Annotated in this window: 17 protein-coding genes; 8 read left to right on the forward strand and 9 right to left on the reverse strand. The window is 62.5% G+C overall.

Annotated elements, in window-relative coordinates:
- The first annotated feature begins 9 nt into the window (after positions 1 to 9).
- The gene (locus JL474_RS06950; protein WP_203141479.1) at positions 10 to 5,055 is read left to right on the forward strand and encodes a diguanylate cyclase domain-containing protein; all 5,046 of its coding nucleotides are present in this window, start codon (positions 10 to 12) and stop codon (positions 5,053 to 5,055) included.
- 29 nt (positions 5,056 to 5,084) lie between these two features.
- Here JL474_RS06950 and JL474_RS06955 read toward each other — a convergent pair whose 3' ends face one another.
- Positions 5,085 to 5,579: a MarR family winged helix-turn-helix transcriptional regulator gene (locus tag JL474_RS06955; protein ID WP_203141480.1), complete on the reverse strand. Its 495-nt coding sequence runs from the start codon at positions 5,577 to 5,579 to the stop codon at positions 5,085 to 5,087.
- A 261-nt stretch (positions 5,580 to 5,840) separates the two neighbouring features.
- Here JL474_RS06955 and JL474_RS06960 point away from each other — a divergent pair, with 261 nt between their 5' ends.
- From JL474_RS06960 to JL474_RS06970, 3 genes are read left to right on the forward strand one after another with little or no spacing between them, the layout of a single operon-like run.
- On the forward strand, positions 5,841 to 7,400 hold the full coding sequence (locus JL474_RS06960) for a DHA2 family efflux MFS transporter permease subunit (RefSeq protein ID WP_203141481.1): 1,560 nt from the start codon (positions 5,841 to 5,843) through the stop codon (positions 7,398 to 7,400).
- A gap of 52 nt (positions 7,401 to 7,452) precedes the next feature.
- On the forward strand, positions 7,453 to 8,658 hold the full coding sequence (locus JL474_RS06965) for an HlyD family secretion protein (protein WP_203141482.1): 1,206 nt from the start codon (positions 7,453 to 7,455) through the stop codon (positions 8,656 to 8,658).
- Positions 8,659 to 8,714: 56 nt separating this feature from the next.
- Positions 8,715 to 9,149 (forward strand): universal stress protein, encoded by a 435-nt coding sequence (locus JL474_RS06970; protein WP_203141483.1) that lies wholly within the window; start codon positions 8,715 to 8,717, stop codon positions 9,147 to 9,149.
- A 43-nt stretch (positions 9,150 to 9,192) separates the two neighbouring features.
- Here JL474_RS06970 and JL474_RS06975 read toward each other — a convergent pair whose 3' ends face one another.
- Complete coding sequence (locus JL474_RS06975; RefSeq protein WP_203141484.1) at positions 9,193 to 10,404, reverse strand: MFS transporter; 1,212 nt, start codon at positions 10,402 to 10,404, stop codon at positions 9,193 to 9,195.
- Between the two features lie 177 nt (positions 10,405 to 10,581).
- Entirely contained in the window at positions 10,582 to 13,017 is a 2,436-nt protein-coding gene (locus JL474_RS06980) for a response regulator (RefSeq protein WP_203141485.1), read from the reverse strand.
- A 186-nt stretch (positions 13,018 to 13,203) separates the two neighbouring features.
- Between JL474_RS06980 and JL474_RS06985 the strand changes: the two genes are divergently transcribed.
- The gene (locus tag JL474_RS06985; RefSeq protein WP_203141486.1) at positions 13,204 to 13,410 is read left to right on the forward strand and encodes a hypothetical protein; all 207 of its coding nucleotides are present in this window, start codon (positions 13,204 to 13,206) and stop codon (positions 13,408 to 13,410) included.
- Between the two features lie 6 nt (positions 13,411 to 13,416).
- Here the strand turns inward: JL474_RS06985 and JL474_RS06990 are convergent, their stop codons facing one another.
- On the reverse strand, positions 13,417 to 14,202 hold the full coding sequence (locus JL474_RS06990; RefSeq protein ID WP_203141487.1) for a ZIP family metal transporter: 786 nt from the start codon (positions 14,200 to 14,202) through the stop codon (positions 13,417 to 13,419).
- Between the two features lie 289 nt (positions 14,203 to 14,491).
- Between JL474_RS06990 and JL474_RS06995 the strand changes: the two genes are divergently transcribed.
- Positions 14,492 to 15,157 (forward strand): AbiTii domain-containing protein, encoded by a 666-nt coding sequence (locus tag JL474_RS06995; RefSeq protein WP_123632924.1) that lies wholly within the window; start codon positions 14,492 to 14,494, stop codon positions 15,155 to 15,157.
- Positions 15,158 to 15,259: 102 nt separating this feature from the next.
- Positions 15,260 to 15,919 carry a hypothetical protein gene (locus tag JL474_RS07000; RefSeq protein WP_203141488.1) on the forward strand — a complete coding sequence of 220 codons (660 nt, stop codon included), beginning with the start codon at positions 15,260 to 15,262 and terminating at the stop codon, positions 15,917 to 15,919.
- A 6-nt stretch (positions 15,920 to 15,925) separates the two neighbouring features.
- On the opposite strand, the gene JL474_RS07005 is transcribed toward JL474_RS07000, so the two are convergent.
- The 3 genes from JL474_RS07005 to JL474_RS07015 form a co-directional block, all read right to left on the reverse strand.
- The gene (locus tag JL474_RS07005; RefSeq protein WP_203141489.1) at positions 15,926 to 16,744 is read right to left on the reverse strand and encodes an ATP-grasp domain-containing protein; all 819 of its coding nucleotides are present in this window, start codon (positions 16,742 to 16,744) and stop codon (positions 15,926 to 15,928) included.
- Between the two features lie 84 nt (positions 16,745 to 16,828).
- Positions 16,829 to 17,239, reverse strand: coding sequence for a DUF2721 domain-containing protein (locus JL474_RS07010; protein ID WP_203141490.1), 411 nt, complete (start codon positions 17,237 to 17,239; stop codon positions 16,829 to 16,831).
- A 75-nt stretch (positions 17,240 to 17,314) separates the two neighbouring features.
- Positions 17,315 to 18,214 carry a metal-dependent hydrolase gene (locus JL474_RS07015; protein WP_203141491.1) on the reverse strand — a complete coding sequence of 300 codons (900 nt, stop codon included), beginning with the start codon at positions 18,212 to 18,214 and terminating at the stop codon, positions 17,315 to 17,317.
- A gap of 138 nt (positions 18,215 to 18,352) precedes the next feature.
- On the opposite strand from JL474_RS07015, the gene JL474_RS07020 reads away from it, so the two are divergent.
- On the forward strand, positions 18,353 to 18,817 hold the full coding sequence (locus JL474_RS07020; protein ID WP_203141492.1) for an anthrone oxygenase family protein: 465 nt from the start codon (positions 18,353 to 18,355) through the stop codon (positions 18,815 to 18,817).
- Positions 18,818 to 19,215: 398 nt separating this feature from the next.
- Here the strand turns inward: JL474_RS07020 and JL474_RS07025 are convergent, their stop codons facing one another.
- Positions 19,216 to 20,010 (reverse strand): SDR family NAD(P)-dependent oxidoreductase, encoded by a 795-nt coding sequence (locus JL474_RS07025; RefSeq protein ID WP_123632915.1) that lies wholly within the window; start codon positions 20,008 to 20,010, stop codon positions 19,216 to 19,218.
- A gap of 41 nt (positions 20,011 to 20,051) precedes the next feature.
- Positions 20,052 to 21,245, reverse strand: coding sequence for an MFS transporter (locus JL474_RS07030; protein WP_407944050.1), 1,194 nt, complete (start codon positions 21,243 to 21,245; stop codon positions 20,052 to 20,054).
- Between the last annotated feature and the right edge of the window lie 102 nt (positions 21,246 to 21,347).

Raw genomic sequence — 21,347 nt, forward strand, 5'->3', positions numbered from 1 at the left:
ACGTCCCCGATGCTGAGCCATCTGCAACTGCCCGGATATCGCACCCTCTCATGCCTGTGGCGCCACTCGGGGAGAGTCGCCTTTGGCGCGCAGCGTTTATCGGACGGGGTGGACGTCACCATCGAGACGCTGGACACCGACTACCCGGACCGAAAGCAGGTGGCCGCGCTTCACTATGAAGCCCGCATTGCCACCCGGTTGGCGGGGGTGGGCGGCGTGCGCAGCATCAACGAGGTGCTGCCCTATGGCAGCGGCAACCTGGCGCTCGTTTCGGACCCCTACGATCGCTCCCTGGCTTCGATACTGGCTCGGCGTGACGACCGGCGCCTGCCTGTGGGTGAGGTGCTCGACATCGCCCAGAAGCTGGCCCGTATCCTGGGCGATATCCACGGACAGGATATGGTGCACAAGGCGCTGTCTCCCAATAATGTGCTGGTCGATACGCGTCGCGACGTGCTCGCACTCATCGGCTTTGGCGTCGCCTCGGAGCTGGGGCAGGAGCAGCAGACCACCGATCTGTTCAGCCAGCTGGAGGGGCTGTTGCCCTACATGTCACCGGAGCAGACCGGGCGCATGAACCGGAGCCTGGATTACCGCTCCGATTACTATTCCCTTGGGGTCCTGCTGTTCGAGTTGCTGACTGGCGAGACGCCCTTTACCGCCGATAACACCCTGGAATGGGTGCATGGCCATATCAGCCGTCTGCCGCCATCCCCCATAGAGGTACGGCCGGACATCCCCGAGCCGCTGGCCGCCATCATCCTGAAGTTGCTATCCAAATCACCGGAAGAGCGCTACCAGAGTAGCCATGGTCTTTTGCACGACCTCTCTCGCTGCGTCACCGCGATCCGCCAGGGCGAATCGCCCGCGACCTTTACCCTGGGGGAGCAAGATCACCGTCAGAAATTCCTGGTTCACCAGGCCTTGTATGGCCGGGATCAGGAGCTGCACGCGCTGCTGGATCTGTTCGAACAGGTGGTGAACGGTCATACCCGTTTCTGCCTGGTGCATGGCTATTCGGGTGTCGGTAAGTCTGCCCTGGTGAATGAACTCGATCGCTATCAGATTCGCGAACGGGGCTTTCTGGTACAAAGCAAGTTTGATCAGTTCCAGCACGGCGAAGCCTACTCGGCCCTGGCCGCCACCTTTCGGGCCCTGGTTCAGCAGGTGTTGCTGGAGCCGGAGGAAAAACTGGCTGAGTGGCGGGCACGGCTGGTTGAGGCGCTCGGGCCGAACGGTGCCCTGGTGATCGACCTGGTTCCCGAGCTGACGCTGATCATTGGCGAGCAGCCGCCGGTGGTCGAGTTGCCTCCGGCGAAAAGCCGCAACCGGTTGCAGCTGGTGTTGAGTGCGTTTCTGCGTGTATTTGCCGGGCGCGGGCATCCGGTCGTGCTGTTCCTCGACGACCTTCAGTGGAGCGATACACCCACGCTTGAGCTGCTGCGCCGGATTGTCACCGCCAAGGATCAGAGCCATCTGCTGCTGATCGGGGCCTATCGCAGCAACGAAGTGGGGCCAGGGCATCCGTTGCGGGGGCTGCTGGACGAGCTGGGCAGCCACCAGCGTATCCATCAGATCCCGGTCGGTCCGCTGGACAAGTCTTCGGTGGAGCAGTTGGTGGCGGCGACCCTGCGATGCGATGTCAGCGCCAGTCAGGACCTGAGTGATATGCTCTATCACCGGGCGCTGGGCAATCCCTTCTTCACCAATGAGTTGTTGCGTGAGCTGCATGCCCAGGGCGCGATCTGGGCGGATCTGGCCAGCGGGCAGTGGCATTGGCAACTCGACCGGGCCAGTTGGGAGGATGCCAGCCAGGATGTGGTCGAGTTCATGCTGGACAGCCTGCGGCAGCTGCCCGCCGAGACGCAGCAGGCGCTGCAACTGGCGGCCTGCATCGGCAACACCTTCACGCTCGAGACACTCGCCACCATCTACGAGCATTCGGTGGCGGACACCGCCCAGGCGCTGCTGCCCGCCTTGAGGCAGTACACGATCGTGCCCCTGCACGGCGATTACCGGCTTGCCAGCCAGGCGGATGAGGGGCTGTCGATCAACCCCAGCTACCGTTTCCAGCACGACCGGGTCCAGCAGGCCGCCTACCAACTCGTCGAGCCGGAAGATCTCCCCGGCAAGCACCTGATGATCGGCCGCCTGATGTTGCGCCACGGAGGAGGGCGGGCCGCCGACGATCAACTGATCGATATCGTCAACCACCTCAACCAGGGGCGAACGCTGATCGATGCGGACGATGAACGCCTGCGGCTGGCGGAATTCAATCTCCGCGCGGGTCGCCGCGCCCGTGAAGCCTCGGCCTACGAATCCGCACTGGGCTATCTCAAGGTGGCGGCTGACCTGTTGTCGGACGACGCCTGGACACGCCACCCGTCACTGATGGGCCCGCTGGCCACCGAAATGCAGTTGTGTCTCTACCTGACCGGGCGCACCGACGACGCCGATCACTGGCTGGCCATCCTGCTGGATCACGCGCAATCCGATCTGGAGCGCGCCGATGTACTGGCCACGCGAACCCGACAGAACGCAACGCTGGGCCGGATGAGTGCGTCGATACAGGCCGCCATTGAGGGGCTGGCGCTGCTGGGTGTTGATTTCACCGAGCATCCCGGCCAGGCGGACATCGACCGGGAGCGTCAGCTCGTGGATCACTACCTGGCCGGCCGGGCTATTGCCGACCTGGTCGACGCGCCGACTATCGATGATCCGGCCACCCTGACGGCCATGCGCCTGTTGATGGAAATTTTCGCCGCCGCGTTCCTGTCCGGCAGCACGCTGTTCAGTTACCTGGTGCTCAAGGCGGTGAACCTGGCGCTGCACCGGGGTAACTGTCCGGAATCCGCATTCGCCTACGCCGCCTACGGCATGCTGCTGTGTGGCGAACTGGACGAGCCGGCCCTTGGCTACCAGTACGGTAAAGTGGGATTGGCGATCAACGAGAAGCTGGATGATCTCAGCCTGAGGGCTCGGGTCATCTATGTGTACGCCATGTTCGTCCACCACTGGAGTAATCACTGGGCCACACTCACGCCCTGGTTTCGCAAAGGGATTGAGGCGGGCTACCAGTCCGGTGACCTGCTGTACCTCGCCTACAGTGCCCAGGACTGCGTGATCTGGGATCCGGGCATGGATCTGGAAACCGCCCGACAGCTCCATGAGGATAACCTCGAGATCGTCCGTGAGTGCGCGTATCAGGATTCCCTCGACTCCGGCACGCTGTTCCTGCAACTGCAGCGCAACTTTCTGGGTGACACCGAAGCGCCGTCCAGCCTGAGCAGTGAGGACTTCGACGAGCAGCAGTGCCTGGCGGCCATGAACGAGCGCCGGTTCCTGACGGGCATTGCCAACCACACTATCTACAGCGCCGAAATCAACCTGCTGTATGGCCATTACGAACGGGCGCTGAGCTTCATCGAAAAGCAGGACGCGCTGATCAAATCCTCGATGTCGCTGCCGCAGCTGGTGCGGTTTTACATCGTGGCCAACCTCACGCTCTCGACGCTGTATCCGGAAATGGATCGGGCGAACCAGCAGGTCACCCGGGAACGGCTCGAGCGCGATCTGGCCCGCATGACCCGCTGGGCCGATAACTGCGAAGCCAATTTCCGCCATTTGCAGTGGCTGATGACCGCGGAGCTCGCCCGCCTTGACGGTGATAACGACGCCGCGCTGGCCGGTTACGACGCGGCCATTGATGCCGCCCGCAATGGCGGATTCCTGCGCGACGAGGCCACCGCTTACGAGCGGGCCGCCCGACATCTGCTGGCGCAAGGCAAGGGCCGGGCGGCGGAAGGCTACCTGCGGGGGGCCTACGGTATGTACAACCGCTGGGGCGCCCAGCGCAAGATGGCGCACCTGGAGGCGGAATTTCCGGTGCTGGGCGAACTGGGACAGACCCCCGTCAAAGCCCTGGGGAGTGACCTGTCCGACCTGGACCTGGCGTCGGTCATGCGGGCCTCCCGGGAGATTTCCGGCGAGATGGTGCTGGACCAGCTTCTCCAGAAAACCCTCGCCATCCTGCTGCAGAATGCCGGCGGTCAGTGGGGCTGTCTGATCGTGCGCACTGAAGGGCAATGGGTCGTCGAGGCGGCCATCTTGCCGGAGCAGCGTCCTTCGCACGCCAATATCCCGCCCGCGTTCCTGTTGAGCGATCCTCAAGGCGTTGATATACCCGTACCAATGAGCCTGATCAGTCAGGTGTTCCAGCGCGACGAGGCGACGGTCCTGCATAACGCGTCCATTCAGGGTTCGTTCGTGAACGACCCTTACATGCTCCAACTTCAGCCCCGTTCCGTGCTGTGTGTGCCGATCAAGCGGGAACGTTTCGAGGCGGCTGTGTATATGGAGAACAACCTTGCCGATGGCGTCTTCACCGAGGCCCGGGTGGAACTGATTCAACTGCTGGCCGCCCAGGCTTCCGTGGCGATTGAAAACGCCGGGCTGTACGCCCAGGTCCAGGATTATTCCCATCGCCTGGAGGAAAAGGTGGCGGAACGCACCGCCGAGCTGGAATTGCTCAATGAAGAGTTGCAGCGGTTGGCGGATCGCGACGGTCTGACCGGCGTCGCTAACCGGCGCTCCGGCGATGCCTATCTGCGGGATACCTGGCTGAGGCAGCGGCGCAAACCGCAGCCGATGTCTGTGATCATGCTGGATGTGGACTACTTCAAACCCTTCAATGACGCTTATGGCCATCAGCGAGGGGACGATTGCCTGATCCAGGTGGCAGCGGCGCTGACCGGGGAATTACGTCGGTCGAGCGACATGGTCGTGCGCTACGGGGGCGAGGAGTTCATGCTGATCTTGCCGGAAACGGACCGTGACGGCGCCACGCAGGTGGCTGAAAATGCCCGTCTGGCGGTTGAGGCGTTGGGTATCGAACACAGCCAGTGCCCGTCTGGCGACCGCGTGACGGTCAGCGTGGGCAGCGCGACTACGATTCCCCGGGAGAACGGCAGCGTCGAAGCGTTGGTGTACGCGGCGGACCAGGCGCTCTATAAAGCCAAGCAGAATGGCCGCAACCGCATCAGTATCGCCTCCTGAGCCGATCCGGCCGGGGGCGACGCCGGTCACTAAAGTTTATTTTCGTCCAGCATCCGGCACAGCCCTTCGTTGAGATCCCCGAGGGCGCGCACCAGCGCCTGCTGTTTGTCATCCGGCCAGTCGGCCACCATGGCGTCGACTTTCTCTTCCCGCATGCGACGCATCCGGGTCGCTTCCTCATGACCCAGCGCGGTCGCACACACCATGCCGCCACGCCGGTCGCCGGGGTTGGGTTGCTTGCAGACCAGCCCGCGTGTCGTCATCACCGAGACCTGCCGGGTCACCGTTGATGCGTCCAGGCGCAGGCGTTCGGCGAGGCGGCTGACGTTCTGCGGACCGTCGCTCATCAGCAGGAGCAGCATCAGGTAGTGGGCCCGTTCCAGCGGATACTGCTGGTCGCGCTTGGTGGCTTCGAGCCAGCGCACCAGGAAGGCGAGTTCCTGTTCCAGGGTGGCCGGTGTGCTGGGAATGGCCGGCGCGCCGGTGCGTTGTGGGGTGTCTGTTCGGTCAGTCTCGCGCGACATGGCCGCTGTCCTTCGGTGGCTGTAGGTCCGGTCGGTGATTATCCGGGCCTGTACCGAACAATCAAATGACAAATATCGGTGCATGATACACAAATGTGACTTAGTCATCCATTGCTTTGAAATGAGCGGCTATAGGCAAGTAGGCTCTTTAAATAAAGGGTATCAGTTGTCCCTGGATGATCAGAGGCATCCTTCGGTTCATTTACGGTTTGGCAATAATTTGTATAATACACAATCTTTGCCATTCATTGCCGGGGGCCCATGTCACAGCTTGAACAACTTTCCGAGCGATACGGGGCCAGCTACCGGTGGCTGGTGACCCTGACCGTCCTGTTGGGACTGGTCGCGCTGGGGATGTCGATCACCATCGTTAACGTGGCGACGCCTTACATCAAAGGCGCCTTCGGCATGAGTTCGGATCAGGTGCAGTGGCTGTCCACCGGCTTTCTGGCGGCCACTACGGTATCGCTACTGATTGCGCCCTGGACGAGCCGTGCGTTCGGGCAGCGGGCGACCTACATGGGCGTGCTGCTGATCTTTATCGGGGCATCTTTCCTGGGCGGTATGGCCACCAGTATGGAGGCCATCATTGCCGCGCGGATCATCCAGGGAGCCATGACGGGCCTGGTGCGGCCGGTGGCGCTGGAGGCGTTGTTCTCCGTGTACCCGCCGGAGCAACGGGGCATGGCGACCGCCATGTACGGCATGAGTCTGGGCCTGCCGCTGACGCTGGCCACGGTGGTCGGCGGCTGGCTGGTGGACGTCTACAACTGGCGCTACGTGTTCTTTATCGTCTCGCCGGTCTGCGTGGCCGCGATTGTGATGGGCTACTTCTTCCTTCCCGGGCGGGAAGAGACCGGGCCGCGGCCGCCGTTTGACTGGTTTGGCGCCGGCTCCCTGTTCGTCGCGATTTTCACCCTGCTGACTGCACTGTCCAACGGCCAGCGCTGGGGCTGGCATAGCGAAGCCGTAGTGGGACTGCTGGTGTTCTCGATGGCGCTGGGGGCGCTGTTTGTCTGGTGGGAGCGCCGCACCGACAAGCCGCTGCTGGACCTGGCGATTTTTGGCCACAAAGGTTTCGTGATGGGCGCGCTGGCCCTGTTCCTGTTCGGGGGTGTGTTCTACGCCATCATGTACCTGTTGCCGCAGTTCGTGCAGGTGATCCTGCATTACGACCCGATCAGGGTGGGCGAGCTGTACCTGCCGTCGACCCTGGTCATGGCCATCCTCGTACCGATGGTGGGCAGGCTGAGCGACCGCTGGAAGCCCCATTACCTGACCCTGCCGGGGCTGTTCTTCGCGACCTGGGCGGTGGTGCGTATGGCGCAGGCGGATTGGCACACGTCTTTCGAGTCGCTGGCGATTTCCATGGCGCTGCTGAGTGTGGGCATGGCGGCCTTCCCGCCGCCGACCCTGTCCCGGGGCATTGCCTCGTTGCCGCCCCACCTGATCGGTTTCGGTTCCGGGGCGATCAACTTTGCGTTGCAGCTTGGCGGCGCCTTCGGCACCGCGGCGCTGGTCACCCTGCTCGACCAGCGCACGCTGTTCCATTCGGATCACCTGACGGCCGGATTGAACGCCGGCAACAGCGTCGCCCTGCAGGCCTATTCGCAGCTTCAGCACGCCTACGATCAGGTGGGTACGCCGGACGCCTACCAGTCCTCGGCGGCCGCGGGCTTCCTGGCGAAAATGGATGCGATCTGGGCCCAGATCTATGCCTACCAGGACGGGTTCCTGATGATTGTGGTGGCGCTGGTGATCGTGGCGGTGCCGTCCATCCTGCTCAGCCGCTGGTCCGGTTGGTCGGGTAAGACGCCGTAATTCCGATTGCTTTCCATCGTTTTCTTTTCACTCTATTCGGACTTTCAAGACTATGGCAGAGACAAGCACTTCAGCAGACGGCCGGAACGAGACGCCAGCGGCAAAGAGCGCCGGGCGCGGCGGTCCCGGTCGCTGGATCAAACTGGGCATTGCGTTGCTGGTCGTCATCGGCCTGGTGGTCTGGATCGGGAAATGGTTCTACCATCAGCACACCCACGTCAGCGGTGACGATGCCCGGGTGATGACCCACCAGATTACCGTCAGCAGCCGGCTGGACGGCCGGGTTACGGATTTCTCCCTGATCGTGGGGGACAAGCTGGCCCGGGACGATGTGGTGGCGCGTTTGTACGATCGGCCTGACCAACTGCTGCTGGACAAACTCGAAGCCAAAGTGCGCCAGGTGCAGGCCCAGGTGGATCTGGAAGAGCAGCAGATTGACCTGTCGACCCATCAGCTTAGCGGCGGCATCAAGGAAACCGAAGGCCAACTGGACACCGACCTGGCGGCGGCCGACGCGGCCAAGGCGTCGATGGAAAAGGCCAAGCGGACCTACGAGCGCTCCAACCGGCTCTACAAAACCGGCACGGTATCGGTCCAGAAGAAAGACGAGGACTACTACACCTACGAGGCGGCGAAAGCGGAATACCAGCGTGCCCAGCGCCAGGTGGCTGTTGATCGCAGCTCGCTGAGCAACGCCCGCAACGGCATGATGTCCGGCACCGCCATGACGCTGCAGAATCCGGAGCTGCTCAAGGCCCAGTTGAGCGTCACCCGCCAGTCGCTGGCTGAAGCGAAGGCGGAGCTGGGCCACCAGCAGTTGCAGGTGGACGATCTGGTGGTGGACAGTCCGATCGACGGCATCGTCGACAAGACCTTCGTGGAGCAGGGCGAATACGTGTCGGCCGGTCAGCCGCTGCTGATGATGCACGCACCGGACAACGTCTGGGTGGAAGCCAACATCAAGGAAACCAAGGTGCGCGACCTGCACCCCGGCCAGCCGGTCGAGATCGCTGTGGACGCCTACCCGGATCTGCACTTCCAGGGGCATGTGCAGGTCATCGGTCACGCGGCCACCAGTCAGTTTGCGTTGCTGCCCAACCCCAACCCGTCCGGCAACTTCACCAAGATTACCCAGCGCATCCCGGTGCGTATTGCCATCGACAAGGGACCGCTCAAGCAGCTCAGTCCGGGCATGATGGTGGTGGTTGATATCGACATCAGCGGCAACGGTTCAGCAGCGCAGACCGCAAGCCGCTAGACTGGTATCAAAGACCCGGGAAACGGGCGATCAACCACAGGCGAAGGAGTGAGGGGATGTACCAGCGTATTGTCCTGGCATTTGACGGTTCGGTGGAAGGACGTGCGGCCCTGGCCGAGGGTATGGCCCTGGCCGCGTTGTGCGACGCGAAGGTTCATTTGTTGTCGGTGCTGGAGCTGACCGGCTCCGCCGGATTTGGCGAGGGGATTCACCCGATCGAAGACTTCGACGACGATCAGTTGGGCTACCTGCGCAAACTGGTGGATGAAGGCCTGGAGCAGTTGCGCGCCTCGGATGTCCACGACCCGGAAGGGCACGTGGCATTCGGCGATCCGGTAGAGCACATCGCCGGCCTGGCCAAAGAAATCAAGGCGGACCTGGTTGTGGTCGGCCACCGTCACCAGGGGCTGTTGGCGCGCTGGTGGCAGGGTTCACTCAGCCGGGCGCTGCTGGATGAAGTGGACTGCAGTATTCTGGTGGCGATGAACTGAAGACCCTCGGCCCGGGCTGGCGAAGGGGTGAGGAGGCAGGCCGCTAGTCTGACTTCTGCAGCTCGCCCGTTTCCTGAACCCGCGGCTCGGTGAGCCAGAACAGCACGCCGGTGGCGCCCAGCGCCATACCCAGCGCACAGGCGCCGGTCCAGCCGGCGAACTGGAACAGGTAGGCGGCGCCCGCCGAACCGGCGGCACCGCCCAGGAAGTAACAGGTCATGTAGGCCGTCGTGATGCGGCTGCGGGCTTCCGGGCGGATCTGGTAGATGGCGCTCTGGTTGAGGATCTGGTTCCCCTGGACCCCCAGGTCGAGCACGATGATGCCGATGATGATCGCCGTCAGACTCTCCGGCATCACCGCCATCAGCACAAACGACAGCCCCATCAGCGCCTGGAACAGGCCGGTGCCGATCCGGGAGTAGCCTTTGTCGTGAAGACTGCCCGCCAGGTTGGCGCACAGCGCTCCTGCCACGCCCAGCAAACCGAACAGCCCGATGACCGAATCGGGATAGTGATACGGCGCCTGTGCCAGCAGGAACGGAATCGTCGTCCAGAACGCGCTGAACGACGCAAAGCCCAGCGCGCCGTAGATAATGCGCCGGCGCAGCAGGGCTTCCTCCTGCATCAGCGTGATCACCGACAGCAGCAGTCGACCGTAGGGCATCTTCGACTGGGGCGGTTCTTCCGGCAACAGCCGACGCAGTGCCAGGGCCTGCAGCAGCATGATGCCCGCGCCGATCCAGTAAACCGTGCGCCACCCCAGCAGGTCGGCGATGCCGCCGGACACCACACGGGCCAACAGGATGCCCAGCAGCAAACCGGTCATCACCCGGCCCACGACCCGCCCGCGCTCGGCATCGCTGGCCATGTGGGCGGCGAACGGCACCAGAATCTGGGCCACCACAGCGGTGATCCCGGTGATCAGGGCCGCCAGGATGAACAGGCCGCTGGTGGGCGCCAGAGCCATGCCGATCAGCGACAACACCGTCACGCCGGTAATCACCGTAATCAGTCGACGCCGTTCCAGCAGGTCGCCCAGCGGGACCAGCAGCATCAGCCCGGCGGCGTAGCCGAGTTGGGTCATGGTGATGATGATGCCGGCGGTACCGCGGCTGATGTCGAAATCCCGGGCCAGGGTGTCCAGCAACGGCTGCGCGTAGTAGATGTTGGCCACGGCCAGACCACAGGCCACGGCCATGACGAAGGTCAGCAGATCATTGGGACGCAGGCTCGGAACGGCCGGATTCTCGGACATGTCGGTCAGTCTTCCCTGGCAGAAGCAGTGGATAAATTCGGAAACAGGCTTGCAGCGGGCAGGCGCCGGCTGTGGGATTACCGCCACGGCAGGCGGCCGCCCAGTATACCGCAGTTACGGTCTGGGCGGGCGGACCGCTCACTTTGCCGGGGTCATGGAATGAGGGGCAGGGTGAACTCAGGTAGCCGCGGAGTACTGCATGGTCAGCCCCGGCTTCTGGATAAAGTAGCCCTGGAAATAGCGGATGCCGCGCTCCCAGAAGCGGGACAGAACCCGCGCATCCTCGACACCCGTCACGATGATGGGCACCGTCGTTCCCAGGAAGCTTCGCAGCTCATCGATAAAGGTATCCAGTTCCGCCGTTTGCTCGCTGTGGCGGCCCAGTTCGGAGTTGAGTTTCACGAAGTCCACCGGCCCCACGTCACGCAGCATCTGGATGATGTTGCTGCCCGGCGTCACGTGCTCGATGATCACGCCACAGCCCATTTCCTGGAGCGTCCGGAACAGCTTGCGGGCGCGCGGTACGTCCTTGATCACGATGGGGACGGAAAAGGCAAAGTAGATCCGGCGCTGGCCCTTGATGCGCGAGCCACGGATGACGTTGGTGATGAACGGCTGCATCCGCTCCACATCTTCCAGCGGCGAGGACAGCTTGACGATCACCGCCTGGGACGCAGACGCCTTGCCTTCGAGTTGCACCAGGCTGGAAATGGCATTCTGGATGACCCAACGGTCCAGTTCGTAGAAGTTGCTGCGGTTGCCCGAGGGTAACCAGGGCAGGAACTGGTGCGGCATGTAGACCACCTGATCGTCGTCCACCAACCGGACCAGGGCTTCGGACAGGGTTTCCTCGTTGTCCATGTTCATCACCGGCTGGAAATGCAGCGTAAAGGCCCGGGCATCGATCAGGTTACGGATCTGGTCCGTCAGCCCATTGTGGCCGGGGGCGGCCTCCTCGCGATGCCATTCCAGGCCGCCACTTCCCGCCTTGAGAGCGCGGGCGCAGGCGGATTCGACATGGGCCAGGACCTGATCCAGGTCCCGGGCATGATCCAGGTGCATCACGCCCATGGAAAGCGTTACCGGTTTGCCGCCCTGGCCGGGAGACCAACGCTGACGGTTCAGTTCGGTATGGAACTGCTCGAGGGCGCTGTCCGCGGACTGGCCTTCCGGGACATCGAACAGCAGCAGGAAATAGCCTCCGCCCAGGTTGCAGCCCCGGCCGTGGATCCGCGAGTGGCCGGCCACATAGGATTCCAGCCGGCCATTGAGGTTGAGCATCGCGCGCATGCCATGGCGGGCCTTGAGGTATTCCTCGTTGTCGATGGCCAACTGGATCAGGTAATACGGATGTGCCGCACCTTCGGCGTCCAGCGTGGCCATGCGCTGTTCCAGCCGGTTGATGAAATAGTCCTGGTTTTGCAGGCCGCTGGGGGCGTGGCGCTGGCTGAGCAGGTCGATGCGGGCGCCAATCAGCTGGGCGCGAACGATCTGGGACTGCAGACCGTGCAGGAAGTCCTCGTCATCCAGCGGCTTCTGGAAATAGGCGTTGCCGACGATGCTGTCCTGGCCGTGCCGGGCCTGAAGATCCTCGGACGCCGAGACGAAAATCAGCGGAATGGTCATGTAGCGCGGATCCTGGCGCAGGATGCGGGCCAGTTCGAAACCGTTGCAGCCGGGCATCTGGTAGTCCAGCACGATGACGTCCGGCTCGAACTGCTCGATCCGTTCCAGCAGGCGCACCGACTGGGACAGGACATCCACTTCATAACCGCGGTTGGTGAGCAGGTCCTGGTAGTAGCCCAGCAGATCCTTGTCGTCGTCGACCCAGAGTACGCGAGGCCGGACGTGACAGGTCGCCTCGTGAATCTGGTCGATGCGCCGGGCCAGGAAGTTCATGTCCAGTGGCTTGGTCAGGAACACGTCGGCGCCGGCCTGCAGGGCGCGCATGCGGGCCACCATATCCGTGCGTGCCGACATGATGGCAACCGGCACCTTCGAGCCCACATGGCCTCGCAACCGCTCCAGCCAGGCCAGGCCTTCCAGCGGCCCCTGCGGAAAGCCGACGTCCAGCAGGATCATCTGGTAGACACGCTCCCTGGCGTGCTCGGAGTAGGCTTCGGGATCGGCAAAGGTGTGTACGGTGTAGCCAAGATCGGTGAGGCCCCGGTCCAACTGCGCCGCCTGGTCCGCATCATCCTCGATGACCGCAATATGAAACGCTCCGCGGTCGCCCGGACGGTTGGTCGCGGTGGCGGCCGGTTCGGCCGCGTCTTCGCTGGCCACAGCCTCGTCCACGGCTTGCTCCAGACGGGCCAGGGCGTCGGTAATGTGTTGACGTTCCAGGGCGTTGGCTTCCAGGTGAAGCTGGACATCCACCAGCCGCTTTTCCAGCGCGCCGGCGGTCAGGGTGATGGCCGGGAAACGGAATGTGGTGCCGCTGCCGGTCAGCTTGTGGACGGCATGCACCATGTAATTCAGCACTTTGGAATCCCAGCTGACGTGGCGCAGTCGATCCCAGGCCGTTCGAATCTGACGGATTCGTTGCGGTAACCCCTGGATGTACTGTTGTCTGAGCTGAAGAAATTTCTGGTCGGCGTTGCTATCAGCCATCGAGCCTATTTCCTGCCTTACGGTGTTCTGATCGGGTCGGAGGCGTTGAACGAACTGCGAACGCGTTCACAGTCAGACCATACTAGAAAACGTCCGTGAATGAGCGAATCTTTCACAGAGTTAATCCGGTACGGGAACGTAACGGTCCAATCATCCTTCGATGCTACGCATCAGAGAGTCCGCCGGATGCAGCGGGCGGCGTCGTCGGTCATGACCGTGGTCGTTCGCAGGCGTAACGTGGAGACCTGTGACCCACGTATCCATCGGGAGTTCCTGTCCCACGGGGCACCGGCAGTCCGTCAGGGCCGAATGACGTTGAGTGATCGGCCGGGGCTGGGCGTCGAACCGGCCATCGGCCGGTTGGGCAAACTCCTGCGGCAATGGTCGGTGTGATTGACGTCAGCCGAGCGTCGCGTCGAGGAACATCATCACCGCGAAACCGCCCAGTAGGGAAAACGTCGCCAGCGTGCGGTAATCATTGCGGTGGGTTTCCGGGATGATCTCGTCACTGATGATGAACAGCATGGCGCCGGCGGCGAAGCCCAGCGTCCAGGGCATGATGGGTTCGGCCAGCCAGACCATGCCGGCGCCGAAAACGCCGCCGATGGGTTCCACCAGACCGGTCAGCACGGCCAGACAGAAGGCCTGTAACCGGGAATGCTGGATGGTCAGTAACGAGACCGCCACCGCCAGGCCTTCCGGGATGTTCTGCAAGCCGATGCCGATCGCCAGCACAATCCCGTTGTTGAGATTGCCACCACCGAAACCGACGCCCACCGCCATGCCTTCCGGGAAGTTGTGCAGGGTAATGGCAATGATGAACAGCCAGATGCGCTTGATCCTGGCCCCTTCCGGCCCTTCGCGGCCCAACGCAAAGTGTTCGTGGGGCAGTCGCTGGTGAATCTGGTAAAGCAGCAGGGCGCCCATCAGGATGCCGGCGATCACCAGCAGGGCAGCGATCCAGGTGTGACCGGTGAGTTTTTCGCCGTATTCCAGGCCCGGCAGGAGCAGGGAAAAGAAAGAAGCGGCCAGCATCACGCCGGCGGCGGCACTGAGCAGGCTGTCCTGCAGCCGGTCGGACAGGCGTCGCACCAGAAACACACCGGCTGCGCCCAATGCGGTGCCGTTGCCGGCCAGAAAACTGGCGATGGATCCCTGCCAGACGATGCTCAGGTCCGTAAACATGTGACTCCCAGAATTTGTGGAACGGCGTTACTGCTTGGGTACGACGGAGTATGGCATTTCGGGTCGCCTACCGGCGCCTATCGCCTCGATAGGACCCGTGAGGCAGGCGGTTGATCTTCCCTCAAGGGCTGGTAATTACCTCCTGTTACGTCCTGCAACCAATTCATCACAGATTTCATTCAAACAGCTGCCTATTTTTTGAACATGCCTCGCCCAGTCTCCCTCCGGCGAAGCTCCCCAAGGACAATAAAACAGGACCGCGCCCCGCAGGTTCTCAGGAGGCTATGGAATGGAAACACCGGTTGATGACCTGGACCAACGGCTCCAGGATGCCAGCGACCCGCTCACGGACATTATGCCCGCCGCGATCACCCTGGCGATGATGTGCCGCCACCGAACCATGGCCAACTGGCTGCGGACGGAATTCGACGGTTATCACGTCGGGAATCAGTTGCCGCCTTACCGGATCGGGTTACCCGGTCACATCGTGGCCCGTTCCCCCCAGTACGGCTGGATCCCGGCGCCGATCGACGACGACCAGAAAGAGACCCTGGGCCAGCAGGATCTGCACGACGGTGTGAAGTCGCTGGAAAAAATCTGCCTGGCCTGCAAGAAGGGCAGTGGCCACCGCATCGCCTACGATCCCGAGGTGCTGGCCGATCTGCAAAGCCGCATCAATCTGAGCGCTGAACTGGCGATCACCGTTTCCCGAGACACATACTCTGACCTGTTGCGAGTGATCCGTTCGACGATCTATCTCTGGACCCAGTCCCTGATGGAGGCGGGCCTTGGCGGCGCCCACAATTCCCTGTCCAAAGAAGAACGCGAACAGGTCGCCCACCTGGACGATCCTACTCTGTATTGGCGTCGGGCGATGACTGAAGTGGACAGCCTGCCGGTACCCGGCGTGCGGAATGTGGGCTTCCTGGAACGGTTGTTTGGTGGGGCAGGATAAACGGCCGGTCTTCGTTCAAAAGTCCGGTTAAGCAGCCGAATCAATCCAGGCTTCCCGTGGGTGAGCCATGGCGATTTAAAGCGATCGTGCTAGATTAACCCCATGCGATTCCGGATCACCCACAGGCGCATTACCTTTGCTCTGCAGCTTGTGCTGGCGGCGGAGGCGGCTTTTGCCCTTTGGGAAATGCATTGGCTGACCGCCGGCTTCACGTTGCTGATTATCGGCATCACGTTTTTTCCCGCGTTGCTGGAACGACGGTTCCGGATCTTCGTGCCGCCCCAGCTCCAGCTTTTGGCCATCCTGTTCGTGTTTGCCTCGCTGTTCCTCGGGGAAGTGCGGGGCTACTACATGCGCTACTGGTGGTGGGACGTGGCGCTGCACACCAGCTCTGGCTTCCTGCTGGGCATCGTCGGTTTCCTGCTGGTGCATATACTCAATGAGATCGAACGGATCGACATGCACCTCAAGCCGGGCTTTGTGGCGTTTTTCGCGTTTATGTTTGCGGTGGGGTGTGGTGCGCTCTGGGAAATCTTCGAATTCAGCATGGATCAGTTCTTCGACACCAACATGCAGAAGGCCATGCTGGGCGATCCGTCCGGCCTGACGGACACCATGTGGGACCTGATTGTCGATACCATCGGTGCGTTGGTGATTGCCGTGCTGGGCTGGCATTTCCTCAAGCACGGCCGACGGGAGTCGTTCCTGGAGCGCTGGATCAACGCCTTTATCGAGCGCAATCCGCGCTTCTTCGGGAACTGATCGGTTTCAGACGGCCTTCGGCAACGGCGGCACCGGATCCAGCGGTGTGTCCGGGTCCTTGGGAGTATCGCATTCGCGCAGGTAGCCGAGGATAGCCTCCTGCAGGGCGGTACCCCGGTTCAGACCCTGGTTACCAAACAGGCGGTTGAATTCCAGCACGTAGGGATGGTTGCCCACCATCGCAATATCGAAGCCGGCGTGGTCGACACCCAGATCCCGTGCCAGCGAAAGCGCCAGGTCGACGGCGGCGGCCGGCACGTCGGCCGTGTCGATGCGTCCCCCGCGAGCCACGTTGTTGTAGAAACCCTGCGCCGCCTGATGTCGCCAGTAGGCCGTCACCACCTTGTCTCCCACGATGACCACGCGGATGTCACGGTCGATGGGCAGGTATTCCTGCGCGTAGAGGACCGTCGCCACCTCACAGTAACGCTGCCAGTCGGCGCGGTTTTCGATCAGCCACACGCCTTCGCCCATGCTGGCCTTGGGTGCTTTGGCGACAAAAGGCAGGGGCATCGAATCCCAGATCAGATCCCGTTCCTGCGGGCCATTGGGCTCGATCATCGTCCACGGGGTATGGTCCGGTGCCACGGTCTGGAAGGCGCGGGTCATCTCGACCTTGTCATGGCCGATGCGGTAACTGGCTTCACTGGGAAACACGCGACAGCCCAGCCCATACACCAGGGCGTTGAGTTGCCAGTATTCCGGGAACAGGACCCAGTCGGCTTCGCTGAGCGCGTCCTTGTGTTTCAGGAAATGCTCCGGCTTGATCACTGTCGTGTCGGGAAAGCCCAGAGTGCGGAAAACATCGAATGAGAGACAGCGCATTGCCGTAAAAGCCGGAAGCCAGAATTGGGCGCATTTTAACCAGAATGCGGCAAAAGGGAAGCGCGTTTTTATCCGTATTCTGGCTCAGGACGGGGTGGACGTGGAGCGATGTCGCGCCTCGAAATCCTCCAGTTCCACATTGATGGCGTTGGTGGAAATGATGATCTCGTACAGGGAGTAGAGCAGCGACAGCGACAGCAGCACCAGACTGATGCCGAAGCAGACCACACCCAGCCAGTGGGCGCCCATGAACAGCGCGAACATGGAGATGGTGCATAGCAGGAAACTGAGTACCCCGCAGGCCTGCATGCGTTTGGTCAATGTGATGCGCTTGCGCAATCCACCGATCTGGCGCGCCAGGATTTCATATTCCCGCTCGGTTTCCATCTGCTTCAGTTGGCGAATCAACTGCGCCAGCACGAGAAACCGGTTGGTGTAGGCCAGAAGCAGCAGGGAAATGGCGGGAAACAGCAGTGCAGGCGTCGTCAGTGACAAGGCGGGCTCCTTGCTTGGGTGAAAAGGGATTGCCCGCTCATAGTGTAAGAATTTCCCGGTCCCGTCGAGAGGGACTCAGGCTGCCTGCTTCAACGGGTAGTGCGCCAACACCGCCAGGGCCTGTTGGGTATCGCCTTCCGACTCCGGGTGAAACCCCGGACGCATCCAGCGCAATGTGCCCTGAACCAGGGTACTGAAGGTGGGCACCCGCCGGCTTTGACGGCCGACTTTTTCGACTTCCCAGAGCACGCGCAGGAGAGAGGCTCGCCCCAAGCGCGCATTCCGATCCTCAGCATCCTGGCGGGCGAGGCCGCGGTAGCCATCCACCAGGAAATGCACGAATAGGGGAAACACAATCGCCATCAGCGCCTGGCGGCTGACGTAGAAGCCCAGCTGGCTCTCGCACAGGTGAGCGTAGAGATCGTAGGCGACGCTGCGATGTTCGACTTCCTCGGCCAGATGCCAGCGGAAGAGTGCCGTCACATCAGGGTCGCCATCGTCCCAACCTTCCGTGTTGAGGCTCCAGTCACCCAGCAGGCCGGTAAAATGCTCGATGGCAGCGACCAACCCAACGCGCAGTATCAGCCAGCGCTTTTCCAGGGAGGGGCGCTTCAGGCGCGTCACTCCCAGCGGTGTGTCGCCAAGCAACCGGTTGAAAAGCCAGTGGACCCGCTTCAATATCAGATCCACGTCGTATCCATTGTCGGCCAGCACTGCCTGACCGGCATCGTGAGCACGCGCGTGGGAGGCTTCCTGGCGGATAAAGCCCTGAACCTCCTCGCGCAGCCGGTCGTCGGTGACCAGGGGCAGAGCCTTGTTGAAGACCCGGCAGAACCAGAGTTCGCCGGCAGGCAGCAGGAGATGGACGCCGTTGATCATCTGTGACGAGAAAGGATCGTCCGGGAGCCAGTGGACCGGACTGTCCTGCAGATCAAAGGTAACCTGTCGAGCTGTGAGCGTGTGTGGCGCGTTCATGGTGCATCTCCTGCGGACGTCATTGACGGGGTCTAATCTACGCCGGAGTCTCGGCAGGACCGTACGCGCCGCAGGACAGACTGTTGGGAGATTGGGACGACTCCACGTCCCGATGGGATGAATCAGGGAGGAGCTATTGTGTCGTTCGTTATGGGGCTGACGGTGGTGACGGCGATGGGCTGCGGCCTGATTGCCGGCCTGTTTTTCGCGTTTTCCGTCGCCGTGATGGATGCCTTGGGCCAACTGGCCCCATCCGACGGCGTGGCGGCGATGCAGCGGATCAACCGGGTGATCGTGAATCCGGTTTTCCTGGGGGTGTTTTTCGGGACCGGTGCCCTTTGTCTGGCGCTGATGATGATCGCCGTACCCTGGCGGGGCGATACGGTGTGGCTGGTGCTCGGGGGCGTGCTGTACCTGGTGGGCAGCCTGGGCATCACGCTGATTTGCAACGTGCCGTTGAACAACCGTCTGGCGCGGGTTCCGGCCGATTCCCTGGAAGCCGATATCGTCTGGGCCGACTACCGCGCCCGCTGGACCCGATGGAACCACGTGCGCACCGTGTCGTCGCTGCTGGCGTCGGCGTCGCTGGTGTTGGGGGTCTAGTGTCCCGTCTGGGTAATTCGTTGACCTACTGCGTACCGCTGACGTCTCTGGCCAAGGCGCCAGCCCGCCGGTGTGGTGGTTCCACATCCAGGGTTGGCAACGCAGGTCCAGAGGCGTCAGCGGTGCGCCCTTCGGGAGCGCCTGAACGCTTTGATAGCGGTGTTGCGGCAGCTCGATTTGGAACCACCGGAGCGCCGGCCGCCAAACCTTCGCTACCGCGCCTTGCTCTCAAAGCGTTCAGGCGCTCAGTAGATCAGCGAATTACCCAGACGGGACACTCGTGTCCCATCAGTTTAAGAATGAACCAGACGGGACACTAGTGTCCCATTGGTTAACGAATGAATTCGATGGGACGCGGCCACTTTCCGCCCTGCAGGGCAGAAAGTGGCCGGGTTTCATCAGGCGATCGAGTCCACGACGCCGCCATCCACACGCAGGGCCGCGCCCGTGGTGGCTGACGACAAGGGCGAGGCCACATACACCACCAGGTTGGCCACTTCATCCACCTCTGCCGGGCGCTGGATGATGGAGCTGGGGCGCTCGGCCTTGACGAAGTCGATGGCGGTTTCCTGAACGCTCTTGCCGGACTTCTCGGCCGCCTCCTTGAGCATGCCTTCTACGCCTTCGGACATCGTGGGCCCGGGCAGTACCGAGTTCACAGTCACACCGGTGCCCGCCATGCGCTTGGCCAGACCGCGGGACACCGACAGGTTGGCGGTCTTGGTGAAACCGTAGTGGATCATGTCCGCCGGAATGTTCAGCGCCGATTCCGAGGAAAGGAAAATTACCCGGCCCCAGCCTTTCTTCTCCATACCCGGCAGGTAGGCCCGCGACAGGCGCACGCCGGACATCACGTTGACGTCGAAAAACCGCTGCCACTCGTCGTCGGGCGTGTCGAAGAAGTCCTGAGGGCCGAAGATGCCCACGTTGTTGACCAGGATATCGGCGGTCGGCTCGGCTTCCACCAGCGCCTGGCAGCCTTCGGCGGTGCCCAGGTCGGCCGCCACCCCACGGACTTCGGCGCCGGGCGCGCTTTCCTGAACCTTCGCCACGGCGGCATCCACCGCCGCCTGTTTGCGACCGTTGACCACAACCGTGGCCCCACTGCCTGCCAGGCCCTTGGCGATGGCCAGACCGATGCCCTGTGTGGAACCGGTGACGATGGCGACTTTGCCCAGAAGATCAATGTTCATAGCAGACTCCTTTCAGGTTGGTGTTCGGGTTTCAGGGTGAATCAATCACTCGGACAGGCCGAGTCGAATGAAAGTTCGGGGCTCGTCCGGCGGCTCTCCAGGCGTAGGCTGAACAGGGCCGTCGCCACCGCCGCCAGCGGGATGATCGCGGCGACCCAGGGCAGTGCCGCCAGGCCTGGTCCCTGATCGATGACGGCGCCGCCCAGCCAGGCACCCAGGGCATTACCCAGGTTGAAGGCGGCAATGTTGACACTGGAGACCATACTCTGACCGGCCCCTTCGGCTTTTGACAACACCCACATTTGCAGTGGTGCGACGGTGGCGAAAGCGGTCACGCCCATCAGGCCCACGAAGAGTACGGTCAGCCATGGATTCTGGATGGCATAGGTCATCAGGCCCAGTGTGGCGGCAAGCGCCAGCAGGCTGCCGAGTACTGTGGCGACCAGGTGGCGGTCGGCCAGACGCCCTCCCAACAGGTTACCGATGATCAGGCCGCCACCAAAGACCAGCAGGATGGGGGAGACGGTCGAGGCTGCAAACCCGGTGATCTGCGTCAGGATCGGGGCGATGTAGGTGAACACCGCGAATACACCGCCAAAGCCCAGCACCGTGGTGAGCAACCCCAGCACGACCGGCGGTCGGCTCAGGGCGCGTAGGTCGGCCCGCCAATCAGGTGTTTCCGGGGCTTCCCGGTCTTTCGGGACGAAGAGGGCAATGACGGCGAGCGCGGCGACGCCTACCAGGGTGACGGCCCAGAAGGTGGCGCGCCAGTCGATGGTCTGGCCCAGCCAGGTGCCGAATGGTACGCCCAGGATGTTGGCCACCGTCAGGCCGGTAAACATGACCGCGATGGCCGACGCCTTACGTTCCGGTGCGACCAGCCCGGTGGCCACGATCGATCCGACGCCGAAGAAGGTGCCGTGGGCAAACGCCGTGATGACGCGGGCCACCATCAGGACTTCGTAGTTGGGCGCCAAGGCGCAGGCCGCGTTGCCCAGGGTGAAGACCACCATCAGGATCAACAGGGTCAGCTTGCGCGGCCAGGCGGCCGTGAGCGTGGTCATCACCGGTGCGCCGACGACCACACCCAGGGCGTAGCCGGAAATCAGCAGGCCGGCGGAAGAGATCGTGACGTCCAGGTCGGTGCTGACGTCCATCAGCAGACCCATGATGACGAATTCGGTGACGCCAATGCCGAAAGCGCCGACTGTGAGAGCCAGCAACGCAATAGGCAGGCGGGGGGATGGTGTGTTGGGTTTAGAGGTCATGGTGTGCTTGTCCGTGTCCTTCGCAATGCGCGATGAATGATGAGCGCTATTGTCTTGGTTGGAAGGGCG

Source organism: Marinobacter mangrovi (assembly GCF_016798325.1).
GTDB lineage: Bacteria > Pseudomonadota > Gammaproteobacteria > Pseudomonadales > Oleiphilaceae > Marinobacter_A > Marinobacter_A mangrovi.